The organism is Streptomyces sp. NPDC002867 (assembly GCF_053591895.1).
The window spans coordinates 229,791-255,518 of sequence record NZ_JBSFUR010000001.1 but is presented as its reverse complement, the minus strand read 5'-3'; the positions used below and the strand labels follow the sequence as shown (position 1 = coordinate 255,518).

Annotated in this window: 23 protein-coding genes and 3 pseudogenes; 15 read left to right on the top strand and 11 right to left on the bottom strand. The window is 69.1% G+C overall.

Features of this window, described 5'->3' with window-relative positions; genetic code table 11:
- Positions 1 to 202: 202 nt before the first annotated feature.
- The gene (locus ACWD0A_RS01225; RefSeq protein WP_451293415.1) at positions 203 to 586 is read left to right on the top strand and encodes a VOC family protein; all 384 of its coding nucleotides are present in this window, start codon (positions 203 to 205) and stop codon (positions 584 to 586) included.
- Positions 587 to 714: 128 nt separating this feature from the next.
- Here the strand turns inward: ACWD0A_RS01225 and ACWD0A_RS01220 are convergent, their stop codons facing one another.
- Entirely contained in the window at positions 715 to 3,009 is a 2,295-nt protein-coding gene (locus ACWD0A_RS01220) for an immune inhibitor A domain-containing protein (protein WP_451293543.1), read from the bottom strand.
- A 717-nt stretch (positions 3,010 to 3,726) separates the two neighbouring features.
- On the opposite strand from ACWD0A_RS01220, the gene ACWD0A_RS01215 reads away from it, so the two are divergent.
- Both ACWD0A_RS01215 and ACWD0A_RS01210 read left to right on the top strand, forming a co-directional pair.
- Positions 3,727 to 4,410: an SMI1/KNR4 family protein gene (locus ACWD0A_RS01215; RefSeq protein WP_451293413.1), complete on the top strand. Its 684-nt coding sequence runs from the start codon at positions 3,727 to 3,729 to the stop codon at positions 4,408 to 4,410.
- Positions 4,411 to 4,597: 187 nt separating this feature from the next.
- Positions 4,598 to 5,401, top strand: a complete 804-nt coding sequence (locus tag ACWD0A_RS01210) for an SMI1/KNR4 family protein (RefSeq protein ID WP_451293411.1) — start codon at positions 4,598 to 4,600, stop codon at positions 5,399 to 5,401.
- Positions 5,402 to 5,933: 532 nt separating this feature from the next.
- Here ACWD0A_RS01210 and ACWD0A_RS01205 read toward each other — a convergent pair.
- Positions 5,934 to 6,596 (bottom strand): response regulator, encoded by a 663-nt coding sequence (locus tag ACWD0A_RS01205; RefSeq protein WP_451293409.1) that lies wholly within the window; start codon positions 6,594 to 6,596, stop codon positions 5,934 to 5,936.
- Positions 6,571 to 7,743, bottom strand: coding sequence for a sensor histidine kinase (locus tag ACWD0A_RS01200; RefSeq protein WP_451293407.1), 1,173 nt, complete (start codon positions 7,741 to 7,743; stop codon positions 6,571 to 6,573). The genes ACWD0A_RS01205 and ACWD0A_RS01200 overlap by 26 nt, the downstream gene beginning before the upstream one ends.
- A gap of 175 nt (positions 7,744 to 7,918) precedes the next feature.
- Between ACWD0A_RS01200 and ACWD0A_RS01195 the strand changes: the two genes are divergently transcribed.
- A complete protein-coding gene (locus ACWD0A_RS01195; RefSeq protein WP_451293405.1) occupies positions 7,919 to 10,189 on the top strand; it encodes an MMPL family transporter in 2,271 nt (756 codons plus the stop codon).
- 67 nt (positions 10,190 to 10,256) lie between these two features.
- Here ACWD0A_RS01195 and ACWD0A_RS01190 read toward each other — a convergent pair.
- Positions 10,257 to 10,891: pseudogene (locus ACWD0A_RS01190) on the bottom strand (IS5 family transposase); the annotation flags it as partial.
- A gap of 90 nt (positions 10,892 to 10,981) precedes the next feature.
- On the opposite strand from ACWD0A_RS01190, the gene ACWD0A_RS01185 reads away from it, so the two are divergent.
- The 4 genes and pseudogenes from ACWD0A_RS01185 (at position 10,982) to ACWD0A_RS01170 (ending at position 13,487) form a co-directional block, all read left to right on the top strand.
- Entirely contained in the window at positions 10,982 to 11,434 is a 453-nt protein-coding gene (locus tag ACWD0A_RS01185) for a nuclear transport factor 2 family protein (RefSeq protein WP_451293403.1), read from the top strand.
- A gap of 248 nt (positions 11,435 to 11,682) precedes the next feature.
- Positions 11,683 to 12,164, top strand: a pseudogene (locus ACWD0A_RS01180) (ribose-phosphate pyrophosphokinase-like domain-containing protein).
- 151 nt (positions 12,165 to 12,315) lie between these two features.
- Positions 12,316 to 12,606 (top strand): hypothetical protein, encoded by a 291-nt coding sequence (locus ACWD0A_RS01175; protein WP_451293401.1) that lies wholly within the window; start codon positions 12,316 to 12,318, stop codon positions 12,604 to 12,606.
- Positions 12,607 to 12,642: 36 nt separating this feature from the next.
- Positions 12,643 to 13,487, top strand: a protein-coding gene (locus ACWD0A_RS01170) for an IS5 family transposase (protein ID WP_451293399.1) whose coding sequence is annotated in 2 segments (ribosomal slippage) — positions 12,643 to 12,976 and positions 12,976 to 13,487 — 846 coding nt in all. Because the reading frame shifts where the segments join, the coding sequence is not laid out codon by codon here.
- A gap of 15 nt (positions 13,488 to 13,502) precedes the next feature.
- Here ACWD0A_RS01170 and ACWD0A_RS01165 read toward each other — a convergent pair.
- The 7 genes and pseudogenes from ACWD0A_RS01165 to ACWD0A_RS01135 form a co-directional block, all read right to left on the bottom strand.
- A pseudogene (locus tag ACWD0A_RS01165) lies at positions 13,503 to 13,622 on the bottom strand (IS21-like element helper ATPase IstB); the annotation flags it as partial.
- A 35-nt stretch (positions 13,623 to 13,657) separates the two neighbouring features.
- The gene (locus ACWD0A_RS01160; protein ID WP_451293397.1) at positions 13,658 to 14,683 is read right to left on the bottom strand and encodes a Gfo/Idh/MocA family protein; all 1,026 of its coding nucleotides are present in this window, start codon (positions 14,681 to 14,683) and stop codon (positions 13,658 to 13,660) included.
- Positions 14,683 to 15,702: a Gfo/Idh/MocA family protein gene (locus ACWD0A_RS01155; RefSeq protein WP_451293395.1), complete on the bottom strand. Its 1,020-nt coding sequence runs from the start codon at positions 15,700 to 15,702 to the stop codon at positions 14,683 to 14,685. The genes ACWD0A_RS01160 and ACWD0A_RS01155 overlap by 1 nt, the downstream gene beginning before the upstream one ends.
- On the bottom strand, positions 15,699 to 16,448 hold the full coding sequence (locus ACWD0A_RS01150; protein WP_451293393.1) for an HAD family hydrolase: 750 nt from the start codon (positions 16,446 to 16,448) through the stop codon (positions 15,699 to 15,701). Before ACWD0A_RS01150 ends, ACWD0A_RS01155 begins: the two co-directional genes overlap by 4 nt.
- Positions 16,445 to 16,909, bottom strand: a complete 465-nt coding sequence (locus ACWD0A_RS01145; protein WP_451293391.1) for a PTS sugar transporter subunit IIA — start codon at positions 16,907 to 16,909, stop codon at positions 16,445 to 16,447. The genes ACWD0A_RS01150 and ACWD0A_RS01145 overlap by 4 nt, the downstream gene beginning before the upstream one ends.
- Positions 16,906 to 17,136, bottom strand: coding sequence for a glucose PTS transporter subunit EIIB (locus tag ACWD0A_RS01140; RefSeq protein ID WP_307712118.1), 231 nt, complete (start codon positions 17,134 to 17,136; stop codon positions 16,906 to 16,908). The genes ACWD0A_RS01145 and ACWD0A_RS01140 overlap by 4 nt, the downstream gene beginning before the upstream one ends.
- 360 nt (positions 17,137 to 17,496) lie before the next feature.
- Positions 17,497 to 18,225 (bottom strand): GntR family transcriptional regulator, encoded by a 729-nt coding sequence (locus tag ACWD0A_RS01135; RefSeq protein ID WP_307712119.1) that lies wholly within the window; start codon positions 18,223 to 18,225, stop codon positions 17,497 to 17,499.
- 308 nt (positions 18,226 to 18,533) lie between these two features.
- Here ACWD0A_RS01135 and ACWD0A_RS01130 point away from each other — a divergent pair, with 308 nt between their 5' ends.
- From ACWD0A_RS01130 to ACWD0A_RS01100, 7 genes are all read left to right on the top strand, one after another.
- Complete coding sequence (locus tag ACWD0A_RS01130; RefSeq protein WP_451293389.1) at positions 18,534 to 19,769, top strand: PTS transporter subunit EIIC; 1,236 nt, start codon at positions 18,534 to 18,536, stop codon at positions 19,767 to 19,769.
- A gap of 45 nt (positions 19,770 to 19,814) precedes the next feature.
- Positions 19,815 to 20,081 carry an HPr family phosphocarrier protein gene (locus ACWD0A_RS01125; protein ID WP_451293387.1) on the top strand — a complete coding sequence of 89 codons (267 nt, stop codon included), beginning with the start codon at positions 19,815 to 19,817 and terminating at the stop codon, positions 20,079 to 20,081.
- Complete coding sequence (gene ptsP, locus ACWD0A_RS01120) at positions 20,078 to 21,769, top strand: phosphoenolpyruvate--protein phosphotransferase (RefSeq protein ID WP_451293385.1); 1,692 nt, start codon at positions 20,078 to 20,080, stop codon at positions 21,767 to 21,769. Before ACWD0A_RS01125 ends, ptsP begins: the two co-directional genes overlap by 4 nt.
- Positions 21,769 to 22,548, top strand: coding sequence for a glucosamine-6-phosphate deaminase (gene nagB, locus ACWD0A_RS01115; protein ID WP_451293383.1), 780 nt, complete (start codon positions 21,769 to 21,771; stop codon positions 22,546 to 22,548). The genes ptsP and nagB overlap by 1 nt, the downstream gene beginning before the upstream one ends.
- Positions 22,548 to 23,498 (top strand): ROK family protein, encoded by a 951-nt coding sequence (locus ACWD0A_RS01110; RefSeq protein WP_451293381.1) that lies wholly within the window; start codon positions 22,548 to 22,550, stop codon positions 23,496 to 23,498. Before nagB ends, ACWD0A_RS01110 begins: the two co-directional genes overlap by 1 nt.
- Positions 23,499 to 23,553: 55 nt before the next feature.
- Positions 23,554 to 24,549, top strand: coding sequence for a hypothetical protein (locus ACWD0A_RS01105; protein WP_451293379.1), 996 nt, complete (start codon positions 23,554 to 23,556; stop codon positions 24,547 to 24,549).
- A gap of 415 nt (positions 24,550 to 24,964) precedes the next feature.
- Positions 24,965 to 25,318 carry an ATP-binding protein gene (locus tag ACWD0A_RS01100; protein ID WP_451293377.1) on the top strand — a complete coding sequence of 118 codons (354 nt, stop codon included), beginning with the start codon at positions 24,965 to 24,967 and terminating at the stop codon, positions 25,316 to 25,318.
- The last annotated feature ends 410 nt before the right edge of the window (positions 25,319 to 25,728 follow it).

The window sequence follows — 25,728 nt, the reverse complement described above, 5'->3', positions numbered from 1 at the left end:
ACTGCTTTCCCGTGCATGACGCCGCCCCGGCGCGCACAACGCGAAGAAGGCCCCCTCGCAACCACGCGAAGGCCGAGTCCGTGGTGAAGTACGGGGCATGCGGTTTGCCCCGCAACGTCACGTGGACGGTCGGACAGGGCAGGGCCTTCGGATCATGTGATCGTTGGTTCATGTGTGTCGTTGTCTACATACACTGACGGGCATGGCATGCCGCATCAGTGAGCTGGTCATCGACGCCGCCGACCCCGACCGGCTCGCCGCATTCTGGAGCAAGGTCCTCGGCTACGTCGAAATCGACCGGGAGGACGACGGAAGCATCGCGATCGGGCCGCCCGACGCCGGCTTCGGCGGAGCGCTGCCCACCCTCGTCCTCAGCCCCAGCAGCGAGCCGCGGACCGGGAAGCTCCGACTGCACATCGACGTCAACGCCACCGACCGCGACCAGGACGCCGAGCTGGAGCGGCTGCTCGCTCTCGGCGCCAGGCCCGTCGACGTCGGCCAGACCGGCACCGAGAGCTGGCACGTCCTGGCCGACCCGGAAGGCAACGAATTCTGCCTCCTGCGCACCCGGCTCCAGCCCCTCTGAACGTGAGTGTCCTGACGCCGGCCCCTCTGAACGTGTGTGTCCTGGCGCCGGCCTCGTGACGTCACGGGCCGGCGTCCGGCCGGGTCGCCCTGTAGCGCGACCCGGCCGTCACCGTGCTCTGCCCGCCGTCAGTGCGCGGCCGGGTTGGCCACGCTGATCGTCAGGTCGTCACCGGTGTCGCCGGTGACCGTGACCTTCACCCCGTGACCCGCGACCTTGACACTGGCCTGCGGGGCCGACGTGTCGTAGTACGCGTTCGGGTCGGTGTCGTCGAAGACCGCGATGCCCGGGACCGAGGGCGCGCACGCCGCCTTCGTCACAACCGTCTGCTGCTGACCCTTGCCCGACAGGACCTCCTTGTGGAGGCAGGTCGCGTCGGTGGCCTCCAGGCCGAAGGTCGCGTCGAACGGCTGGCGCCGGTTGCTCGGCGCGGTGCCGTCGTCGTACATGAACGGCGCCGGGCGGGCGTCGACGGCCATGGCCGCGCCGCCGCCGGGGTGCGAGCTGACGTTGTTGTCGTCGTACGACCGGTCGACGTACCAGACGAGCATGCCGTTCTGGTACTTGAAGAACTCCACCCAGTCGGGTGCCGTGATGCCCTTGCTGAACTGGTACGGGCCCTCGGCCAGGAGCGCGTCGCTGCCCACGTACTCGCGGTTCTCGACCAGGTAGTAGCGCGGGTACGTGGCCGTCTCCGTGCCGGTCGAGATCTTCCACCTTCCGGTCGCCGTCCAGCCGCCGACGCCCTGCTCGACGTCGTCGGTGGCCAGCGTCGTACCGCCGGAGGACAGGGTGATGTCGTCCAGGAACGCGCCGGCGAAGTGCACGCCGCCGTCGGTCTGGTAGCGGAAGCGGAACAGCGAGGGCTTGCCCTGGGAGTCGTACGCGTAGCGCAGCGTCGTCCACTTGCCGGCGGAGGAGCCGTCGACGGCCGCGCCCGCGCGGAGCCAGTTCGCCCCGCCGTCGAGGGAGTACTCGGCGAAGAGGTAGTCGAAGTCGGCCTCGATCTCGTACCAGGCGCTCGCCGTGACGGTGACCCGCGAGGCGGCCGGAACGGAGCGGGTGAGGGACTGGTTGAGGCCGTCGGCCGAGCCGGTCCACCAGGCGTGCGTGCCAGAGGTGGGGGTGGTGTACGTGGTGCTGCTCGTCTTGTCGGGCAGCGCGACGCGGACGGCCTGCTCCTTGCCGGTGGCCTGGAGCTGCGCCGGGTTCAGGGTGTACGTGCCGGTGGCGCCGAGCGGCGCGTCGGCGTAGTCGAGCCAGCCGAGGAAGAGTTTCTCCTCGGCGCCCATCAGGCCCGGGTGGGTGCCGATGCCGGCGCCCGCGGCAGCGCCGTGGCTCAGCCAGGAACCGGAGCTCATCAGGGTCCAGAAGGCGGTGGAGTTCTCGCCGCCGCCCGTGTCGTAGTAGTCCGGCAGGCCGAGGTCGTGGCCGAACTCGTGGCAGAAGACGCCGAGTCCGCCGTTCTCGCCCTCGGTGGTGTAGTCGCCGAGCCAGTACTTCGACTGGCCGATACGGGCGCCGCCGGCCTTGTTCTGCGTACCGGCCACGTCCGGGCCGGTCAGGCCGTAGTCGTCACCGTTGACGTACCAGCGGTGCGACCAGATGGCGTCCTCGCCCTGCGCGCCGCCGCCCGCGTCCTCGCCCATGCCGGCGTGCACGGCCTGGAAGTGGTCGATGTAGCCGTCGGCCTCGTCGAAGTTGCCGTCGTGGTCCCAGTCGTTGCGGTCCCAGACGTCGAACTGGGCGAGGTAGGCGTCGATCTCGGCGGGGGTCTTTCCTGCCGCGATCTGGGCGTTCCACCAGGCGTCGCCGGTGTCCTGGACGAAGGCCCACGAACCGCCGTTGTCCTCAATGGCGTTGTCACCGTAGAAGGAGGCGTTGTACGGGACCTTGACCCAGTCCTCGACGGTGTTGGTCACCGAGTAGCGGCCGCCCGAGAGGTTCTCGTAGTACGTCTTCATCGACTCGCCGGAGCCGTTGAAGAGGTTCTCGTAGTACGCCTTGTTGAAATCCGCCGTCCAGGCGTTGGAGTTGTCCACGCTCCGGTCCGGCTGGGCTATCTGGTTGTGCAGGGGTCCGGGGGTGGAGCCGTACCGTCCGGCGCTCTGGTCGCCGAACTCGGAGAGGATGGTGAAGATCTTCTCCTGGCGTACGGCCGTGGTGGTCTCGGTCTCCACGAACTTGCCGGGCGCGACCTCGACGACGCCCCGGGCATTCGCCTTGGCCTTCCCCTTGGCGATCTTGTCGATCGCCTGCTCGCGCAGCTCGGTGCGCTGCTTCGTGAGCGGTCCGGGGCGATTGTCGGAGCGGTGCGCGGTGGCGGCTTCCGAGGCTTTCGGCGACGTGTCCCCGGCCTCCTGCGCGGCGGCGGGCTGCAGCCCCGCCGCGAGGAGAGCGGTGAGCGCCGACCCTAGGGTCATGCCCACGACAGATCTCTTCACGTTGCGATCCCTTTCGCATGCATGCGTCGCATGGCTCGCGTGGTTCCGTGTGGTGCTCGGGGTCTCCCCAGGCCCTCAGGGCCGAGGGGAAGGATCGCCTGGGGGAACGATCGCCGCAGAGTCTGGCACGAATGGAGTCGTCCCGAGGAGAGGGAGAAACCGTAATTCCGCCGGGACTTGCCGGGTACGGCGCAAGGACGTCCCGCGCGGCGCACGCCGGCGATCCGGTGGCTCCTGCCCCCCTCCCCGGAGCCCTGCCTCTCGATCCCCACGCTCAACAGCAGCGCGCGACCCCCTTGCGGCGAGCATGCGGCAGCCCACCCGACCGCGCATGGCGTAGTACCGCTTCGCTACAGCGGACCCGCCTATCAGTTCCGCCACCGCGAACTCCAGCAAGGGCTCACACGACACCCCACCCCTGACCACTTCAAGCGTCAGACGGCAGGCCGACCCAGGCCCTCGGCCCGACGCGCAAGGCGGAGCAGGACGGGGAGGCTGGCCCGCTGATCCTGCCGGACGAGACCGTGCAGGGTTGTATCGAGCACGCCGACCGGGTGACAGCCCGCACGCCGCGCAGGGCCACACCAGCGGATGAAGTGCAGTCTTCCCGTAACCGTGTGGCTCTGGTGGCCGTCCGCACCGTAATCCCCTGGGGAGCGTGGACTGGCTGTCAGTGGCGGCTCCTACCCTGTCGGCATGAACGCACAGATGTGGGCGGGGGTCCGTGAGCGGGTGCTGAGTCTGGCGAAAGCGCCTGGCGCGGATCAGGTGTTCGGGTTCCACGGGCACGAATTCAGGCTGGAGGACCCGCTGGCGCCCGAGGAGCTGGCGTCGCTGGAGGCACGGTTGGGGGTGCGACTGCCGGAGGACTACCGGGAGTTCCTACTCCGTGTCGGCGCGGGCGGGGCCGGCCCGGCGTACGGCGTGTTCCCCGTGCAGCGCGGGGAGGAGGGGGAATGGGAGTGGGACGGGGACGGCGGTGACATGGCGTCCCCGGACCGTATGGCCGAGCCGTTCCCCGTGGACCGTCCCGAGGAAGCCCTTGCGGCCCACGAGTCGGAGTGTCCCGAGGAGGACGACTTCGACGAGCCCGACGCGTACGACGCCGCGTTCGAGGCCTGGGACGAGCGCGATCCGCTGTGGTCCGACGACCTCACTGTGGGTGCGATATGCCTGTGCCACCTGGGCTGCGCGCTGCGCCAGTGGCTGGTCGTGAGCGGGCCGGACCGCGGGCGGATGTGGGACGATCGCCGGGCCGACGGCACCGACTTGCGGCCGCTGATCAACGCCGACGGTTCGCCCATGGCCTTCGCCGACTGGTACCTGTCCTGGCTGGAGCAGGCGGAGCGCCAGGTGCGGGCTACCGTGGCCACCCGCTGAGGGACGTTTCGCCGCGAACAGGCTGGGATCCGGCCGTTCATCCGGCGCTTCCAGCTGCCTACCGAACTCCCTGACCCTGCCGAAACTCCCCACCCTGCCGAACTCCCTGACGATGGTGTCGAAGAGCATTCGGTGCCGGCCGCGGTCCGCGGCCGCTGAATCACGAACTGACGAACGGATTGAGGACATGGACTACCTGGCGACCGCCCTGGCTCTGGCGGGTACGCGTGCCGAGCGCTCGGACACGGCCGTTGCCCAACTGAACGCGCTCGAAGCCGAGCACGGGCGCTCCCTTCCGGCGACGGTGCGTAAGTGGTACTCCCATTCCGCCGCCACCACGATTCTGGAGCCGGAGAGCAACGGCGACTTCGTGTACCCGGTCGAGAGACTGGGCGAGCCGGAGACGTACTACTGGCCGTCCCACGACGAGTGGCCCGAAGGCGTGGAGGAGCAGGAGGAGCGCGAGTTCGACCCCATGACGCACAACCTGCTGCCGTTCCTGAACGAGAATCAGGGGGTCTACTGCCTGGCCGTCCGGCTGGACGGTTCCGACGACCCGCCCGTGCTGCTGTCGTGGGACGGTGTGCAGCCGAACACGTGGCTCCCCCATGCGGACAATTTCTCCCAGTGGGTCTACACGCGCGTGTGGGACTTCGCGCCGTTGCGCAGCGCCAGCGCGCTGGAGGCCGACGCGCAGCAGGTCACGGCAGCCGACCTGGAGGCGCTGGCCCGGCTGCTCGAGGCACGTCCGGTGACGGCGGTGGGCACCGAGGAGTGGCGACGGTTCGCCGGGCCCGGCGACAGCCAGCGCCTCCTCCTCATATTCACCGCCGGGTGCGGCTGGACTGTCTACTTCTGGGCGTCCACCGATGATCTTCTGGTCGATCTGGTCACCACCGTGCGGTCCGTTCTCTCCATCGGTGACTTGAGTACCCCGTCCTTTGCGCCCGACGACATGGTCAAGCGCGCCTTGGAGCGTCTGAGCGTCTGAGGGGCCTGTCCTCGCGCACGCCCCCGCTTCACCTCCGTAGCACCCGTCCGGCGGCTGAGCAGCCGGACGGTTCATGGGAGGCCGCAGACTTCGGGCGTGCTGGTCTTCCCTCGACGCGGAAGAGCGGCAGTGCTGCGAACCGTGCCCGTCAGATGTACCGGGAGGCGTTCTGGGCGCTGAAGGAGGGGTGGAGGCGGGACATGGTCGCGATGCGTGCGGTGCCTGCAGGTGGGGAGCAGCGTCGAGAGCCAGGGGCGCAGTTCTGAGCACGGAAGTCTCTGCTAGGGCGCGTAATTGAGTCGTGATCATCGGGTGGTCCTGGTGAGGTCTTTGATCCAGATCATCGAGGCGTGCAGGTGGAGACTGGCGAGGTAGCTGTCGGGAGTCTTGTCGTATCGGGTGTCTCACCGTCCCAGTTCCGGCCTCCTGGTACGTCACGCTCTGGGGCGGGTGAGGCACGTGGAGCCGACGTGAGCCGACCGGTGCACTGATGTCCGGGCGGGGACTCATGGGACATGGCCCGGCACCCGGCTCAGGTTCCGGGGAGGACACGGCGCGTTTCGTAGGCCCACATCGCGATCTCGACCCGGTTGCGGGCGCCGAGTTTGGCCATCAGGCTGGCCAGATGGGTCTTCACCGTGCTGAGGCTGATGTGCAGTGCATCGGCGATCTCGGTGTTGGTCAGCCCGCGAGCGACGGCGAGGAGCACCTGCTCCTCGCGGGCGGTGACGGGGGAGACCGGCTGGGCCACGGGCCGGCCGGCGGGCAGGTCCGCGAATGCCTGGAGCAGACGGACGGTGACGCTGGGCGCGATGAGCGCCTCACCGCCGGACGCCGACCGTACGGCCTGGGCCAGAAGGTCCGGTCCCGTGTCCTTGAGGAGGAATCCGCGGGCGCCGGCACGCAGCGCGCCGTAGACGTACTCGTCGAGGTCGAACGTGGTGATGACGACCACGGCCAGCGGGTCGGCGACGCCCGGGCCGGCGACCAGCCGGGTGGCCTCGAGCCCGTCGAGTACGGGCATGCGGATGTCGAACAGACAGACGTCGGGGCGCAGTTCGCGGGCCAGACGTACCGCCTCCCGCCCGTCGGCGGCCTCGCCGACCACCTCGATGCCGGGCTGGGCGTTCAGCATGATCCGCAACCCGGTGCGGATGATCGTCTGGTCGTCAGCGACGAGGACGCGAATGGACACCGCTCTCGCTCCTCGCTCTCGGCAGTTCGGCGTCGACATGCCAGCCCCGGTCGGTACCCGGGCCGGCTCGTAGTGTGCCGCCGAGCAGCGTCGCGCGCTCGCGCAATCCGGTAAGTCCGTATCCGTCGCGACCCCGGCCGGTGCGCCGGCCGTTGTCGCGCACGCTCACCCGTACCGTGTGCCGTTCCGCGGCGACCCGAACGACGAGCTCGGTCGCGTCGACCGCGTGGCGCAGCGCGTTGGTCACCGACTCCTGCACGATCCGGTAGACGGCCGCGTCCACGGCCGGGGGCAGCGCGTCCAGTTCGCCGTCGAGCCCCAGGTCGACCCTGAGGCGACCACCCGGGGTGCGCACCAGGCGCTCCAGATCCGCGACACCGGCAGGCGGCGCCAGCTCGGCGCCGACCCCGCGGTCGCGCAGCGCGGCGACCATGGCGCGCATTTCCTCCAGCGTGCGCGCCCCTTCCTCCTCGACCCCCTCCAGCGCCTCGACGGCGGCGGACGGGTCGGTGCCCGCGAGCACCCGGCCCGCCTGGGCGATGATCACCATGGCCGACACGTGGTGGGCCACCGTGTCGTGCAGTTCCCGGGCGAGCTGCTCGCGCTCGCGGGAGCGCACCTGTTCCAACTGCCGCTCGCGAGCGGTCACACGGAACCGCACTGCAGCCCCGACCACGCCGGGCAGCAGCAGGAAGACGAAGCCCACGACCTTTTCGACGACCGGGGTCTCGTCCGTGACGACACACAGCGCGCCGGCCGCGAGGATCACCGCGCCGCCCAGCACGATCTCCCGTCCCGATCCCCACCGGGGCAGCGCGTACACCAGCACGAGCACGACCGCGCCGGTGTACAGGCCGACGGGCTCGCGCGGTGCGGCGACGAGCGAGGCCACCGGAAGCAGGATCACCGAGCCGAACGCCAGCGTCACCATCGCCAGCGGGCGGGTCCGGCGCCACAGGGGCAGCAGGCACAGCCATACGGCGAACACCACCGCCACCGGCCGCCACACGACGTTCTCGCGCAGGGTGGCCTCCAGCGCCACACCGGCAAGGCCCGCGGCGAGCAGCGCCCAGTCCCGCCGCACCCGGGCGGGCGCGTCGGGCGGCCGGGGTTCGGTCCACAGGGTTCGCAGGTCGTCTCGGAGCACGGTTCTCAGCCTAGGGACCGCGGCGTGCCGCGCATCGGCCGAAAGGACGGGTCGTCACTCCGCCCCGGGGCCGACGGATCCGCGGCCCGCGGGCCGATGCCGCGGAGCGCCGTGGCGACGAGCCTCGGCATCGGCGGCCGTACAAGGACGGCCGACGAGGTGGTTGGAGGACCCGATGCTCTCGAAAGCCCTGTTGCGCCTGGGCGCAGGCGCCGCCCGCCATCCCTGGCGGGTGATCGCGGCATGGCTGATCGCCGCCACGCTCGCCGTCCTCGCCGCCGTCGCCTTCGGCGGGCGGACCGCGGACTCGATGACCGCTCCGGGACTGGACTCCCGACGGGCCGCGGAACTGATCGAGCGGGCAGGCACCGGCCAGGAGGGGATGACCGCCCAAGTGGTCGTCACCCCCCTCGACGACGGTGCGACGTTCTTCGACGACGACGGCGCGCGCACCGCTCTCGCGCGGCTGCGGGCCGAGGTGAAGCGGCTGCCGCACGTGCTCGGCACGAGCGACCCGGCGGGGGCGCTCGACTCGGGCGGGGACACCGCCGTGCGCGGCGGCCTCGTTTCGGCCGACGGGCGGATCGCGGTCGTCCGGGTGCAGTACCCCGACCAGAGCCGACTGTCGGCCGAAGACCTCGACGCCCTCGTCGAACTCGGCGACCGGCTGCGCCCCGAGCTGCCGCTGCGCATCGAGATGGGCGGGAACCTCTTCTACGTCTTCTCCGACCCCGACGGCGGCGCGAGCGAGCTGATCGGCCTCCTCGCCGCGGCCGCGATCCTGTTCCTGGCGTTCGGTTCGCTCGTAGCCGCCGCGCTGCCGATCGGCATGGCGGTCTTCGGGCTGACCGTCGGGGTCGCCACGATGACGGTGCTGGCGGGGGTGACAGAGGTCCCCACCTTCGCACCGGTCCTGGGCAGCATGGTCGGGCTCGGAGTGGGCATCGACTACGCGCTGTTCGTGCTCGCCAGGCACCGGGAGTACCTCGCGTGCGGGCTCGATCCGCAGGCGGCGGCCGGACGAGCGGTGGCAACGGCGGGGCGGCCGGTGGTCTTCGCCGGCGGCACCGTCGTCGTGTCGATCCTCGGCCTGGCGGTCGCGAACGTGCCGTTCATGACGGTGGGCGGGGTTGCCGTCTCGATCGTCGTCCTGACGATGGTGCTCGCGTCGGTGACACTGCTGCCGGCCTTCCTCGGCGCGGCGGGCCCGCGGCTGGGCCGGGCCGGCCGGATCGGCCGGGCACTTCGGGCCGGGCGGTCGGGCCGCCTCGGCCGACGGCGGGACACGGCGGCGGGCGCCGTCCCCGCCGTCGGGTGGCGGCGCTGGCTCGGGCACGTCGGCCGGCACCCGGCGCCGTACGCGGTCGGCGCCGCGGCGCTGCTGCTGACGGCGACGCTGCCCGTGCTCGGCCTGCGCGTCGGCCTGCCCGACGACGGCTCACTGCCCCACAGCCGTACCGAGCGCCGGGCCTACGACCTCGTCGCCGAGGGATTCGGCCCGGGCACCAACGGTCCCCTCGTCATCGCCGCGGACCCCACCGGTGATCCGGGAGTGCTGGACCGACTCGTCGCAACGGTCGCGGCGGATCCGGGCATCGCATCCGTCGCGCCGACGCACATCGATCGGGCCACCGGCATCGCGACCCTCGTGGTGTTCCCGACCACCAGCCCTCAGGACAAGGCCACGGCCGACACCATCGCCCGGCTGCGCACCGACGTGCTGCCCACGGCGATCGGGCACGGCCCGGCCAGGGCCCACGTCGGCGGCGCCGCCGCGAGCCTGTCCGATGTGGGCCAACGCACCAGCCAACGCCTGCCGGTGTTCGTCGCCGCCGTGCTGGCGATGTCGTTCCTGCTGCTGATGCTGGTCTTCCGCTCGATACTCGTACCGCTCAAGGCGGTACTGCTGAATCTGCTGAGCATCGGCGCGGCCTACGGCATCATGGTCGCGGTCTTCCAGTGGGGCTGGGGAGGCGCACTCATCGGGCTGGAAGCGACGGTTCCGATCGTGTCGTTCATCCCGATGTTCCTCTTCGCCATCCTGTTCGGCCTGTCGATGGACTACGAGGTGTTCCTCCTCTCCCGCGTACGCGAGGAGTACCTGCGCACCGGCGACAACGGCACGGCGATCGTTGAGGGCGTCTCGGGCACCGCCCGGATCATCACCTCGGCCGCCCTCATCATGGTGGCGGTCTTCCTGTCCTTCGCCGTCGCCGAGGACCCCTCCACCAAAATGTTCGGGCTCGGCCTGGCCACCGCGATCATCATCGACGCCACGGTCGTACGCATGGTGCTGGTACCGGCGACCATGACACTCCTCGGCCGGACCAACTGGTGGCTGCCGAAGTGGCTGGACCGGATGCTCCCCCGCGGCCCGGTCGACACCGACGACACCGACGCGGAATCCACGGGTGAGGCCCCGCGTCCACGGCTGGTTGACCGTTGACTCAACTCCTGCCCGCCCTTGGCGTCCGGCACCTCAGCGCGTCACCCAGGGGCATATCGAGTCGTGATCATCGGGTGGTCCTGGTGAGGTCCTTGATCCAGATCATCGAGGCGCGCAGGTGGAGACCGGCGCGGTAGCTGTCGGGAGTCCTGTCGTATCGGGTGGCGATGCCTCGCCATGCTTTGAGCTTGTTGATCAGGCGTTCGACGGTGTTCCGCTCCTTGTAGAGATCGGCGTCGTGGGTGACGGGTCGGCCACCTCTGGAGCCCTTCTTCTTCCGGTTGGCGGCCTGGTCCTTCTTCTCCGGGATGACCGCCTTGATACGGCGTTTGCGCAGGTGGGCGCGGTTCCCGCGGGACGAGTACGCCTTGTCCCCGGCGACCGCGTCCGGCCGGATGCGGGGTCGGCCGACGGGCCCGCGTACCCGTACCTTCTTCAGGACGGGGATGAACTGCGGGCTGTCCGCTGCCTGGCCTGCGGTCAGGATGAACGCCAGCGGGCGGCACTTGCGGTCGGCGGCGAGGTGGAGCTTGCTGGTCTGCCCGCCTCTGGAACGTCCGAGGAGGGCGGCCTTCAGCCGGAGTTTCCGCCGACGCCGGATGCGTCGTCGTTCTTCCAGCGCGGGATCACTTTCGGTCTCTTGCCCGTTTTGCTCTTCGAGGCCGCTCCCTTTGACCTGGCCTTCTCCTCCTCGGCCGCGGCTAGGGCCTGTTGGGAAAGTGCTGGCCACGGCCACAGGTCGATGTCTGATTGCTGCCAGCGTGGTCCATCTCGTTTGATCACACTTGCGGCATGACGATTCCATCCGGGACGGACTCGGTAACGATCCTCACTGGCATGTATGCGGCGGAGGCGGAGTACTTGGCGGCCGGAGGCCCGGGCGAGGCTCCGTTCAACCTGCTTGCCCCCTTCTTCGCGCCTGATGTCGTGCTGCATCAAGCCGAGGCTCTGCCCTATGGCGGAATCTGGCGTGGGCACGAGGGCATGGAAGGGTTCTTCCTTGCGATGAGCCAGGTGTGGGAGTCGTTCGACATGGCGGAGCAGGAGTTCCTTGCCACCGGCGAGACTGCGGTGGTACTCACCCAGGTCCATGCTCGAGCTCGTGCCACCGGCCGCGAGCTCTCGTTCCCGATTCTGCAGACGATCAGGGTCAAGGACGGGCGGATCTCTGAAGTCCGCCCTTTCTACTGGGACACCGAGGCAATCGCCGGCGCCTGCGACCTGGCCGCCCGAAGCCGTCTGTAAGCACGCTGGTCACGAGCCACTCATTGATTACTGCAATCAGCACCTCGATGAAAGGGCCGGAAAATGTCGGTGAGAACTAACACCACTGCGAGACGGACGGGCCCTTTTCGTTGGGGTGTGCGGGCCCTTCGGGTGACTGTCCCCGCCACGACGAATGGGCTTCGCAGTCGGCTGCGCCATCTGGGGGCCGCCCACGTCGAGGGGCCATGAGCATGTGGCATGACCGAGTCGATCAAGCGAGGAGCGTCGTGCGGGAGATCGCCGTGTTCAGCGGTAGTGCCCACCCCGAGCTGGCGGCCGAGGTGTGCGACCACCTAGGGGTTCCTCTGAATCCGGTGCGTGTGAACCGGTTCGCGAACGATTGTCTCGAGGTGCAACTGCAGGCCTGCCGCGAACGGGATGTCTTCCTGATCCAGCCGCTGGTCACTCCCGTGCAGGAGAACCTCGTCGAGCGGTTGCTTATGTGTGACGCCGCTCGCGGGGCCTCCGCCAGCAGGAGCGCGTTCGATCCGCGTTGCCTGTACGCACGGACTGTTTTCGGCGGGAGCCCTCAAACGATTGTCAGAACAGCCGGATGTGCTGGAGATCGTGTGCACCAACACCGTGCCCATACCGATCGAGCACCGCACCGACAAATTGCGCGTCCTGTCGATCGCCCCCGGCGTTGGGTGAAGCGGTCCGGCGCATCCACAACGGCGAATCAGTGAGCGCGCTGTTCGACGCGCCCTGATCTCGATAAACAGCCAGTCGGCCTCCATGATGCGGCTGGTCAACGATTCCTCCTGCGACATCTCGGGGATGTCGATCCAGCGCTAGGCGGTTTCGTTTGGATCAAGGTAGGGGTGAGTGACGAGGGCGGTTCCGGGTGGCACCCTGGAGCGATGCGGCCTGGAACCGACGCCACCGAGAACAGCCTGCGGCATCTGCTCAATGAGTGGGATCCGATCGGCGTCGCTGACGAGGTGCAGGACGAATACGACTGCATGCTCGTCCCTCTTCTCCAGCGGCTCCGGGGTGGCGCCGACCAGACAGAGATCGGCGAGTTCTTGCGGCACGAGCTGGAGGTTCACTTCGGTCTCACCCCCCTGCCGTCGGAGCCGGAAGCGATGGCGGCCCGAGTGATCTCCTGGTGGACAGCCGCCGGCAAGGCCGATGGCACCCGCGGTGTGTAGCCGCTCCCTCCGGATCGTCTGCTCGTTTGTCCGGGTGTGCCGTTGACTAACGCGCAGTGGGCGCGGATCGAGCCGTTACTTCCGGACCGGAAACCGAAGCGGGGTGGCCGGTGGCGGGACCACCGAGAGGTGATCGACGCCATCGCCTGGAAGTTTCAGACAGGGGCACAGTGGGTGCAGTTGCCGGAGAAGTACGGCAACTGGCGGGGCGTCTACAACCGGCTGCGGATGTGGTCCGCCGACGGCACCTGGGAGCGGGTGTTCACCGCGCTTCTGGCACAGGCCGACGCCGACGAACAGCTGAACTGGGTTGTCTCGGTGGACTCCACGATCGTGCGAGCCCACCAGCACGCGGCTGGAGCCCGGAAAAAGGGGCCCCAGCCGGCGAGCCGGACGACCACGCCATCGGCCGATCCCGCGGCGGGCTGACCACGAAGATCCATCTCGCGGCCGACGGAAACTGCCGGCCCCTGGCCTTCCATCTCACCGCTGGACAGGCCGGTGACGCGCCCGCCTTCGCTGCTGTGATGGCCCGCCTGCGTGTCCCCCGAGGGCGTGGACGGCCCCGGACCCGGCCAGAGGCCGTCCTGGCCGACAAGGCGTATTCGTCACGGGCCATCCGTGAACACCTTCTGCGGCGAGGCATCCGGGCGGTCATCCCCGTTCCGGCCGATCAACGCGGCCACCGCCTGCGGCGCGGCAGCCGGGGTGGCAGGCCGCCAGCCTTCGATCGCGAGGCATACAAGCAGCGCAACACCGTCGAACGCTGCATCAACCGCTTGAAACAGTGGCGCGGGATCGCCACCCGCTACGAGAAGACAGCGGCCATCTACCTGGCCGGACTGCACGTCGCGGGCATCTTCCTCTGGTCCGCCAGATGATCCAAACGAAACCGCCTAGGTGTCTTGCGCAGCAACTCGGGCTTGTGTGAGGGCGAGGCGGTAGGACTCCGTGCCGGTCTGGACGAGGGTGCCGCCGAAGGTGAGGCGGTCGACGATGGCCGCGCAGAGGCGGGGTCGGTGGACTTGGGCGGCAGTGGTGTCTGGGGCCTTCAGGCAGTACAGGAAGGAGTCGCCGGCTGGCCGGTGCGGAGTGATGCGTAGGCGGCCAGGGCGGTTCGAAGAGTGCGTAGTCCGGTCTCCCCGTCCGGGTGGGCTCGTTGGCCGGTGCGGGCGGCGGTCAGGAAGCTGTCGAGCATGGCCTCGTTGAGGTCGACGGCGCCGGGCTCCCAGCGGGTGGTGGCTTGGGTGGTGTCGTAGCCGTCGAGGAGTGGCTGAAAGGCGTCGAATTCGACGAAGGCGCGCTGCCCGACGCAGGTGAGCGTCAGGCCTCCCCAGGTGGGGTGGGAGGACGGGTGGCTCCAGCTGCAGTCGATGGTGGCGACGAGCCCGTTTGCGTAGGTGAGGGTGAGGAGGCCGGCGGATTCCACCTTTGGTTCGTCTTCGTGGTCCGGAGTGAGGTGGGTGTTGGCGACGGCGTAGACGTGTGTGGGTTGTTCGCTGTCGAGGAGGACGTCCAGGAGATCCGCGATGTGCAGGGTGTGGTCCATGATTGCGCCGCCGCCCGCGAGGGCGGGGTCGGCGAACCAGGGCCGTTCCAGGCCCGGGGGGCTGGAGTTGTTGATGCCATGAACACTGAGGAGGGATCCGAGGGAGCCATCGGCGAGGGTGTGGCGCAGTGCCGTGAATGCCGGGTGGAAGCGCACGGGGTATGCGGTCATGAGACTGACGCCGGCCTGCTCACAGGCGTCGATCATGGCGCGTGCGTCTTCTTCCGTGGTGGCTATGGGCTTCTCGCACAGGATGTGTGCGCCTGCCGCGGCGGCCTGTTCGACGAGCTGCCGGTGGCGGCTGTTCTCACTGGTGACAATGACGGCTTGGGGAAGCTCGGCGAAGACCTCTTCGTAGCCGGCCCTGTAGGTGACGCCGAGTACGTCGGCCAGTGCCTTGCCGCGGGTCGGGTCGCCGGGCGGGGCGTCGGGGTCGGTGGTGATGAGCTCGACGTCGCTGCGATCGCGCAGCAGCTCGATGTACGTTGCGGCGTGCACATGGGCGAAAGACAAGACGGCGACCTTCATCAGTGGCGTCCTTCCATCTGCTTGTGCGGACAAGTGTCGTCGACCGCGACGGCCAGGCCGGTTGCTACGGATTGGCGAGCGGCTGCGGCGATGCGAACGGCAGCCACACCGTCGAGCGCGCTGACGCGGGGGACGCTGCCGCCCTGGAACGCGGCGGCGAACTCGCGTATCTGAGTGGCGAACGGGTCTTCACCGAAGTCGCCGGTGGGTACCCCGTCGGCTTCGGCGCCGGCTTTGCCGATCACTCGCAGCGACGGGTGTGCGAGGGAGTCGTGGGAGAGGGTGCCGTCGGAGCCTGCGACGTGGAACGTGTAGCGGAATGGGGTCGCGGGCGGGCCCCATACGCCCAGGACCTGGGAGATGACGCCGGATGCGTGGGTGAGGGTCGCGCTGCCGGTGGCCACGGCTCCCTCGGGTGCGGGGGCGGTGAGGTGGCCGCGCTGGGTGGCGTGGACGGAGACGACGTCTCCGAAGAGCCACCTGGCGATGTCCATGTCGTGGAGCATCTGGTCGGTCACGATGCCTCCGGAGAGCGCGGGGTCAGCGAACCAGGGGCTCCATGTCGGATAGCGGCCGGTGCGGGTGAAACGGGCCACCGCGACGCGGCCGAGCGCACCGGAACTGATGACGTCGTGGAGCCGGACGTAGGCGGGGAAGAACCGTACGACGTGCCCGGGGTAGAGCTGGCGTCCTGCCTTCTCTGCGGCATCCGCCATGTCCGTGGCCTCGGCGGGGGCGAGCGCCAGCGGTTTCTCGCACAGGACGTCTGCCCCTGCCTCGAAGGCGGCCAGAGCGATGTCGCGATGGGTGGCGGTGGGAGTGCAGATGTCCACGATCGTGGCCCGCTCCAGCACTTCCTCGAGGGTGGAGGCCGCGGTGATTCCGAAGTCTTCGGCGAGACGGGCGGCCTGGCCGTCGGTCGAGAAGACGCGCACCCGTGCGCCGAGGGCGATCCAGGCCGGCAAGTGGGTGCGTGCGATGAACCCGGCGCCGATCATGGCTACGTCGAGTCTTTTCACGTGGTGGCCTCCGTGTCGTCGCTTTCCCGGGCCGTCTGTTCGGCGTTGAAGGATCTGCGTACGTGACGTAGGTGTCGGGTGGTGAGGTCGGGGACGGTCCAGCGAGCTCCGGCGCGGGTGAGACCGGCTGCGTTGGCGGTTGTGGTGACACCGACGATGTCCCGGACACCCGCGGCGGTGAGGGCGTGGATTCCCGAGGGTGAGTCCTCGAAGGCGAGGCACTGTTGAGGCCGGGCCCGCAAGGCCGCGCAGGCCCTCAGATAGCCCTCGGGTGACGGCTTGCCGCAGGTGATCTCCTCCGAGGTGATGACGAAGTCCACCAGTTCGCGCACGTCGAGGACATCGTCGAGGAGATGCTGGGCCCACTGCGCTCCGGCGCTGGTGACTACGGCCACTGGGTACTTGATACGCAGCTGTCGGATGAGAGCGGCGGCGCCGGGCACGACCTTCACGCTGCCGGCATGCTCCAGGGTGAAGGCGGTCATGGTGGCGAGGGCGGCAGCCGGGTCCGTTCCTGCCCAGGGCCCTGGTACGCCCGTGATGATGTCGCTGGGCCGCCGTCCCATGTAGCGCTGTTCGTAGTCGGCGTCGGTCACCTCCATGCCCCACGTGTCGAAGAACGCCTGCCAAGCACGCCGATGCACGTCCTCACTGAGTACCAAAGTGCCGTCCAAGTCCAGGAGGACCGCCTCGCAGGGAGAGCTGGTGCCGATCGCCTTTTGCGAGCCCACACTGGCGCCGGTCATGACGCAGCCCAGCTGAACATGAGTGCACCGGCCTGGATCGGACCGGTAACAGCCGGCGGCTGCGCCGATCCGGGCCGGCTGTCGAGCACGACGACAGGGCATATCGCGGACAGGCCGTGCGCTCGGACCGCGGCGGGGTCGAAGGTGATCACGCGATGGCCGACCTCGACCCGGTCTCCTTCCCCTACATGCGTGCCGAAACCTGTTCCCTTGAGCCGCACGGTGTCGATGCCCACATGCACCAGAACGCCGGTCCCGTTGTCGGTCTGGATGACGAACGCGTGCGGGTGCAGTTTGACCACTGCACCGTTCACAGGGGCCACGACATCGACGAGTCCTGCGCCAGAAAAGGGTTCCACCGCCAGTCCCGAGCCAACCAATTGAGCTGCGAAGACCGGGTCGGGCACCTCGCCGAGTGCCGCAAGATCGCCGGACAGCGGGGCACGGACGGCGAGGCTCACAGCAGCTCCTTGATGTCCTCGGCCAGGCCGTCCGCCTCGGCGCCGACGACGACCTGCACGATGCCGGCCGAGACGAGGACCCCGAGAGCCCCTGCCTTCTTGAGGGCAGCGACATCCACGGCGGCCGTGTCGTTCACCTCGGTGCGGAGTCTGGTGATGCAAGCCTCGATGTCGGCGATGTTGCCGGCCCCGCCGAGGCCTTCGACGATCAAACGTGCCTTGGACATGAGTCCCCTCCTCAATGGATCACCTGGTGAATGGAGTGCTCTGACAGCACCCGCCTACTGGTAATAACCAGACAGGACCAGACGGTACTTCGTCAAGCGTCCGCACGCAACGTAGGAATGTCGTGGACCTGTCAATCTCATGCGTTATCCCCAGACGGAGAGCTGGGGGCGCGGGGTTGTCGGGCCGAAGAGCTGCCGCACGACGACGACAAGAAATGGCGACAGAAAGAACTTCCGCCCTCTTGAGGGCTCGCTCAACGATGCCTGGCTTGTTCTCATCGTCGTGCCGAGCCCGATGTGCCGGTCCCCCACTCGCGAGGCCGGGAGCAGCGCTTCAGGTTCGGCGGCTACGCCCTCGACTCACCCGTCGGTGAGCGTCATGTGCAGCTGGTACCGGTCGGCGCGGAACCATGAGTAGGCGTGCTCGATGGGCTGCTCGCCGCTGTAGGCGATCCGGTCGAAGGTCATGACGGCGGTACCTGTGCGAATGCCCAGCAATGCAGCTGTTTCGGAAGAGGCCGGCCCGGCTCCGATCGTCTGCTCCGCGCGGGAGATGGGGTGACCGAAGCGCGTGGCGAGGGTGTCGTAGATCGATGCGGTGAAGTCCACGCTGTCCAGCTCCGGCAGGACATCGGCGCTGTACCACGCATCCTCGACGGAGATGGGTGTCCCGTCGGCCAGTCGGAGGCGGCGGACATGCCATGCCTGCTGGCCGTCGGTCATCTGCAGCGCTGTGGCGGATGCAGGGGGAGGGGCGTCCTGACCGATGGACAGGACGACGGTGCCCGGCTCCAGGCCGAGGCGGCGCATGTCTTCGTGGAAGGAGGCCAGGCGCAGTTCGGAGCGGTAAGCCCGCTCGGCCACGAAGGTCCCGCGCCCATGGACGCGGACGGCCAGGCCCTCGCTCACGAGCTGGCTGAGCGCTTCGCGCACCGTGACACGGCTGACGCCGTGGTCGATGCACAGCTGCCGCTCGCTGGGGAGTGCGTCCCCGGGTGACAGCTGATTGGTGCACATGTCGACCAGGATCGCGCGGAGCTGTGCGTGCTTGGGAACCATGCCCTTGGCGACAATCTGCTGTCCGGCCACCGTGACCCCGCTTTCCGTCCAGGGAGCAATGCGCCCCCTACTGGTTATTACCAGTATGCATCATGCACTCACCTTACCGCCGCCTGCGGTCGGACCGGCCGGTGGAGCGGGCGGGCCCCAGCGGCGGTGCTGTTGTTCTCCCCGACAACGAGCACCTCAGGCATTGACACCCGCGCGGCAGCGAGGCCATGCTGAAACCACTGGTCATAACCAGATGGTACCGGTCCTGTCCACCGGTCGTTTCAGCCGTGTCGGGTTTCCGCCCGTCCCATTGGCTCCCTTCCTCCTGCACACCCATTGAGGTCGTCATGAGTACCAGCGCAACTCCATCCACCGGCCGCCGACCCGGCTTGGCAGGCCTGCAGAAACTGGGCCGCAGCCTGATGCTGCCGATCGCCACGCTCCCCGCCGCAGGTCTCCTGCTGCGGCTGGGGCAGGACGATGTCCTTGGCCGCTTCCCCGCGCTGCAGGACACGGCGCACGTCATTTCCGCCGCCGGCGGGGCGCTCTTCACTCACCTGCCCCTGATCTTCGCTGTCGGCATCGCCATCGGATTCGCGAAGAAGGCGGACGGTTCCACCGCACTGGCCGCCGTGGTCGGGTATCTCGTCCTGGAGGGCGTCTTCGAAGCGATGTCGCCGGTCGTCCTCGAAGGACAGAAGGACCCGGCAGGTGAGCAGGCCCTGGTCAACTTCGGGGTCCTGGGCGGCATCGTCATCGGTCTGCTGGCGGCGATGCTGTGGCAGCGCTTCTACCGCACCGCGCTTCCGCCCTATCTGGGCTTCTTCAGCGGACGCCGGCTGGTGCCCATCCTGACGGCCGTGACCGCTCTCGGCGTCGGCGTTCTGATGAGCTTGATCTACCCCCTGTTCAATGACGGTCTGACCTCCGCCGGCGGCGCCATCGACAACAACAGCATCGTCGGCGGCGGCATCTACGGCACGGCGAACAAGCTGCTGATCCCGCTCGGCCTGCACCACATCCTCAACTCCGTCGTGTGGTTCATCCTCGGCGACTACAACGGCGTCCAGGGCGACTTGAACCGCTTCTTCGCGGGCGACCCCGAAGCCGGCATCTTCATGACCGGCTTCTACCCGATCATGATGTTCGCCCTCCCTGCCGCAGCCCTGGCCATCTGGCGCGAAGCCCGTCCCGAGCACCGCAAGGCCGTCGGCGGCATCATGCTCTCGGCCGGCCTCACCAGCTTCCTCACCGGCATCACCGAGCCGATCGAGTTCTCCTTCCTCTTCGTCGCCTGGCCCCTCTACCTCGTGCACGCCGTGCTGACCGGCACCTCCCTCGCCCTGGTCAACGCCCTGGACATCCACCACGGATTCACCTTCTCCTCCGGGCTCATCGACTACGTCCTCAACTGGGGCAAGGCCACGAACCCCCTCCTGCTGATCCCCATCGGCCTGGCCTACGCCGCCCTCTACTACGTCCTGTTCCGGTTCGTCATCCGCCGCTGGAACCTGCGCACTCCCGGACGAGAGGAAGAGAACCCGGATTCCGCACAGGAACGACAGCCCGAACCTGCGGCCTGACGCCAGCCGCACCCGTCCCGGAACAACCGTCGAAAGGAACCGTCCATGGCGCAGCGCGTCGTCTCCATCGGCTCACGCAGCGGACTGCACGCCCGTCCGGCCTCCATCTTCGTCCAGGCTGCCGCCCAGGCACCGGTCCCCGTGACCATCGCCGTAGAGGGCAAGCCCCCGGTCCCCGCCAACAGCCTGCTGGGCGTCATGACACTCGGCGCCGGCTGCGGCGACCAGGTCACCCTGACCGCGGCGGGAGACCAGGCGGAGGCCGTGCTGGAAGAGCTGGCCGCCCTGCTGAGCAAGGAGCTCGACGCGTGAGCGCATCCTCCACCACGATGACCGGCTACGGCGTCAGCCCGGGGCTGGCCTGCGCTCCACTGATCCGCATGGCGCCGCCGGTCGTCACCGACCCCGCCGAAGCCGCAGGCGACGACCCTGCGCACGAAGTACAGCGCGTACGGCAGGCCCTGGCCGAAGTCGCCGAGCAGTTGTCCGCGATCGGGACGAGCGGAACAGGCGGCGCCATTCTGGAGGCCGGCGCCGCCATGGCCGGCGACGATGCTCTGGTCCAGGCCGCCGCCCGGCACATCTGCGACGGCGTGCCCACCGCCCACAGCCTCACCCTCGCCGTCGACGACTACTGCGGCCGGTTGGAGGGACTCGGCGGCTACATGGCCGAACGTGCCGCTGACCTGCGCGACGTCCGCAACCGGGCAGTGGCACTCCTTCTGGGGGTACCCATGCCCGGCCTCCCCTGCCCCGGACACCCCTTCATCCTGGCCGCCGAAGACCTCTCGCCGGCCGACACCGTCGGCCTGGCCGACAGTGACGCGGTGGGACTGCTCACCGAGCGAGGAGGCCCGACCAGTCACACGGCCATTCTCGCGCGCAGCCTGGGTCTGCCCGCCGTGGTGGGATGTGCGGAGTCCGCCGCTCTGCCGGGCGGCACGCCCGTCATCCTCGACGGCCGGGCCGGTACCGTCGAAGCGCATCCCACCCGCGAACGCCGACAACAAGCCCGGGAAGAACAAGCCCGAGTCCGACAGCAGCGCCGCGCACACGGACCTGGACACACGGCCGACCAGCACGCTGTCGCCCTCCTCACGAACATCGGCACACTCGGCGACGCCTCCAGGGCAGCGCAGGAAGACAACGAGGGCGTGGGGCTGTTCCGTACGGAATTCCTGTTCCTGGACCGCCGCGAGCCCCCCACCGTCGACGAACAGATCCACGCCTACACGCAGGTCTTCACCGCCTTCGAGGGCCGCGCCGTGACCGTCCGCACCCTTGACGCCGGCTCCGACAAGCCCCTGCCGTTCCTGCGCCTTCCCCCTGAGGACAACCCGGCCCTGGGCGTGCGGGGCCTGCGCACCTCCACGGTCGTGCCCGGCATCCTCGAGACCCAGATCAAGGCCCTCGTCACAGCCCAACAACGCACCGGCGTGCAGATGAGGGTCATGGCGCCCATGGTCTCCACCGTGCAGGAGGCAGCCGAGTTCGCCGACCTGGCCCGCAGCTACGGAGTACAGACCGTCGGCATCATGATCGAAGTACCCTCAGCAGCCCTGCTCGCGAACGATCTGCTGCAGCACGTCGACTTTGCCAGCATCGGCACCAACGACCTTGCCCAGTACACGCTCGCCGCCGACCGCACCGCCCACACCCTTGCGCACCTCCTGGACCCGTGGCAGCCGGCGCTGCTCACCCTCATCGCTCGGGTGTGCAGCGCCGCAGCGGCGCTCGGCCGCCCCGTGGGCGTCTGCGGTGAAGCCGCAGCCGACCCGCTCCTCGCCCCTGTCCTGGCCGGGCTGGGCGTGAGCAGCCTGTCCATGGCCGCGCCCGCCGTCGCCGCGGTCCGTGACGCCCTCGTCCGGCTCACCTTGCAGGACTGCAAGAACCTGGCGGCGCGCGCGCTCGTGGCCGGGGGCCCGGACACCGCACGCGCCACCGCGCAGCGGACGAGCGACGCCATCGTCGCCTCAGCGGGCGAACGGCTGGAGGACTGATGGAGGTGGTGCTCCTCCCCGACGCCGACGGGGCCGCCCGCACGGTCGCGGGCATCATCGAGCGCGCGATCATCGACGGTGCGAAGACTCTGGGGCTGGCCGCAGGCTCCTCGCCGCTGAGCGTCTACCGGGACCTGATCCGCCGCCACCGGCACCAGGGCCTGAGCTTCGCAGGTATCGACGCCTTCCTGCTCGACGAGTACGTGGGACTCTCGCCCTCCCATCCCCAGTCCCATGCCCAGGTGATACGCCGGGAGCTGGTCGACCACATCGACCTCGACCCCGCCCGGGTACACGTCCCGCAGGGCACGGCGTCAGACCTGCAGCAAGAGGCCCGCCGTTTCGAGCGCGCACTCACCGGGGCGGGGCCGGTCGGCGTGCAGATCCTCGGGATCGGCGTGAACGGCCACATCGCTTTCAACGAGCCGGGGTCCTCCCTCGCCTCCCGCACCCGGCTCAAGACCCTCACCGACGACACGCGCCGCGACAACGCGCGCTCATTCGGCGGACTCGACCAGGTACCCCGAAGTGCCATCACCCAAGGGCTGGCCACGATCGGGGCAGCATCCCACCTCGTCCTGATCGCCACCGGCCCGCACAAGGCCCACGCCGTGGCCGCCGCCGTCGAAGGACCCGTCACCACCCAGTGCCCCGCCTCCATCCTTCAACTGCACCCGCATGCCACGGTGGTGGTGGACGAACTCGCCGCCGCCCGACTGGAACAGCAGCGCTACTACCGCCACATCGCTCACCACAAGCCTCCCGGTCAGGGGTACTGATGAGCCGCCCCACCAACGTCGTCGCGGTCGACCTCGGCGGCACCACCATCAAGGCCGCGCGGTTCAACGCCCAAGGGGCGGCCGAGGAAACCCTGCGGCTGGCCACACCGACCTCCGAACGTCCCGCCGCCGTTGTCGCCGCCGTCGTCCGCGTCGCCGCTGCTCTCGTCCGTCCCCCTACCGCAGCCATCGGCCTGTGCGCCCCGGGGCTGATCGACGCCGATGCGGGTGTCGTCCGGTTCGCCGCGAATCTCGGCTTGCACAAGACGCCTCTTGCCGCAGCCGTGAGGGACAGGCTGCACCTGCCCGTCACACTCGAGCACGACGTCCGCGCAGCGTGCCTGGCCGAGCAGCGGCTCGGCGCCGGTGCCGACGCCGACGACCTGCTCGTCGTCGTCCTCGGCACCGGCGTGGCTGCCGGGATCGTCAGCAACGGCCGGATCACACGAGGCGCCCATGGCTTCGCCGGCGAGTTCGGCCACATCCCCGTCCATGCCGACGGTGAACTCTGCGCCTGCGGCCAGCACGGATGCCTGGAAGCCTACGCGTCAGCCAGCGGCCTGGTCCGCCGCTACCGCCACACCGGAGGCATCGCCGACAGCGCGGCCGACATCACCGCACGCCTGGACACCGACCCGCATGCCGCACGCCTGTGGGCCGAGGGAACAGACGCTCTCGGCAGAGCCCTCGTCACCTCGACCGTGCTCCTGGACCACCGGCGCATCGTCCTGGCAGGCGGCATGACCGCGGCCGGAGAAGCACTCACCGAGCCCGTACGCCGCACCCTGCAGCGCGGACTCACCTGGCGCGCCGCGCCCCCTGTCGACATCTCGTCACTGGGCGCGGATGCGGCACTCCTCGGAGCGGCCCTGCTGGCGGCAGACACCTCAGGGCTCCCGCCCTCCCGCAATGGACACACGACCACGCCGGGACAGCACACGCGGAGGTGACCGTCCTCGGCCGGCGGCGACGGTGTCGCGCCACCGGCACGTGACGGCGGATGAAATGGAGCAGATCACCGTGTGGCCACGAAAACGAAGTCAGCGCCCTCCCCAGCGGCTGCGGCCAGAGCTCGATGATTTGCCGCTGGTCCGCGCCCTGACACATCTGGAAGCGCAGATCGCGGCCCAGGGAAACAACCTGGCCGAGTGCAACGACCGCGGCGCCCTCACCTACCCGATAGAGCAGGCACTTCGCGATCCGGGAGAGGACTGGGACCGGCGGATGCACCGCCTGCTCATCTTCAGCTCGCTTCCCGACGCGCACGTCCTGGCAGGCCAATGGCGCGCCTGGAATCCTGCCTGTGCCGACGCAATGCTTCTCCAGGCCTTCGCCGACATCACCCGGGCACGAGCCGGCGGCGCCGGCAGCGATCTGAGCGCAACGGTCTCGCTGTGCCAGGACGCCGCAGAGCTCGCGCCGGCCGACCCTGCCCCCTGGGTCGGGCTGCTGAGCTACTACCGACTGGTGCGGGCACCCTGGGCTCAGATCCACCCCGCATGGACGGCCGTGAACGCGCGGGATCCCTGGAACCGCGAGGCCCACCGGCAGATGCTGCACTACGTCTCCCCGGAGGAATGCGGATCCAACGTCCTGACCGTCCAGTTCACCGACTCGGTCATCGCCTCTGCGCCCTCGGGCTCCCCCGTAGTAGCCCTGAGCCTCACTGCCAGCCTCCACCGGTATCGCAGGGCTCTGGCGGCCGGAGGAATCACCGCGCTGACCGCACGCAGGCACTGGGACCAGCCCCACGAACGCGTCCTCGTCGACGAGGCACTGGCCACCTGGCCCCAGCCCGGCTTCCTCAGGCACGCAGCAGCACTCGCCGACCTGAACCTCCTTGCCTACGTGCTGACGAAGGCAGCACGCCCGCAGGACGCCTGGCCGGTCTTCGAAGCAACCGCGGCGGTCGCCACCTCCTGGCCCTGGGAACTGGACGGCGATCCACTGAAGGAGGTCCGGGAATGGCACTCACGGGCATTCCGAGCCAGGAGCCGGTGACCCCACGTAGTCGCGAAGCGCTGTGTGTTCCCGTCCGCACTGACGATACGGGCGCTGTTGCCCCTCGCAGAAGGCAGGCTCGAACCGCCTCGGCGCGCAGGGTTGGCCAGCGGCGACTGGATCGACACAGATGACGCCATTCCATCACTGATATCGCAGTAAATAGGCCACATCTTTTGCGATTTCGGAATTGACAACATCACCCCTCGATGCGCAAAGTGGTCATATCTGGTAATTACCAGTTTGTGGGCTCGCTCGGCGGTCGCGACGACACTCGTTGCATCCGCGGAAACCCGAGGTTGTGATGACTGCTCAAGCACCACCTGCACACTGCAGGGCCACTACGACCGACCAGCTCTTCCGCGCAAGTCAGGGAGCCGCGGCAGTCGACACGAATGACCAATACCTCGCCCTGGTGAGTGCCGATGCCAAGGATGTCAGCCGGATTCGACGCATTGCCAAGGAATTCCTCACCGACCTGAGGGTGTCGCCGACGGCACTGGACGATGCTCTGCTCATCATCTCCGAACTCGTCACCAACGCAGTGCTCCACGCCCTGCCGCCGGCCGCCCTGCGAGTGCGCTGCATCCAGCAACAGCTCCTGCGGATCGAAGTCACCGACGGCGGTCCGCGCCCCAATCCGACGTCGAAGCCCGACCAGCACGAGGAACACGGCCGCGGCATGCTCATCGTGGCCGCCATGGCGGTCCGGTACGGCACGATCGCACACGCAGGCGGAGCCACCTCCTGGGCGGAGCTGAACCCCTGATGGCCGGCATTCAGCCCCCGGAGACCGGCAGGATTGCGCTCAAGGTGCGTGCAGCCCACGCCTGGCGGACGGGGTGTTGGCTGGTGACCCATCGATGCTGCTCGTGCCCGAACTCCGGCTACGACATCGAGCACCTGACCTGGCTCCTGCGCGAGGTACCAGTGCGTGGTTTGCCGGCACGCATCCGCGCGACCGGATGATGTACAGACCACCGGGCAAGCGCCGCGGGGGCTTCCAGTACGGCACCGTCTTCCGCCTGACCGACCCCCACCCCGAACCTGTTCATGACACGGTCGGCCACCACGACCGCTTCGGACGCGCCACCCTCCCCCGCTGCTTTCCGTCAGCGCCTGTCCCGTCCACGCCCGCCGCCTGGACCAGCGCGGTCAACGACGGCCTGCTCAGGACGA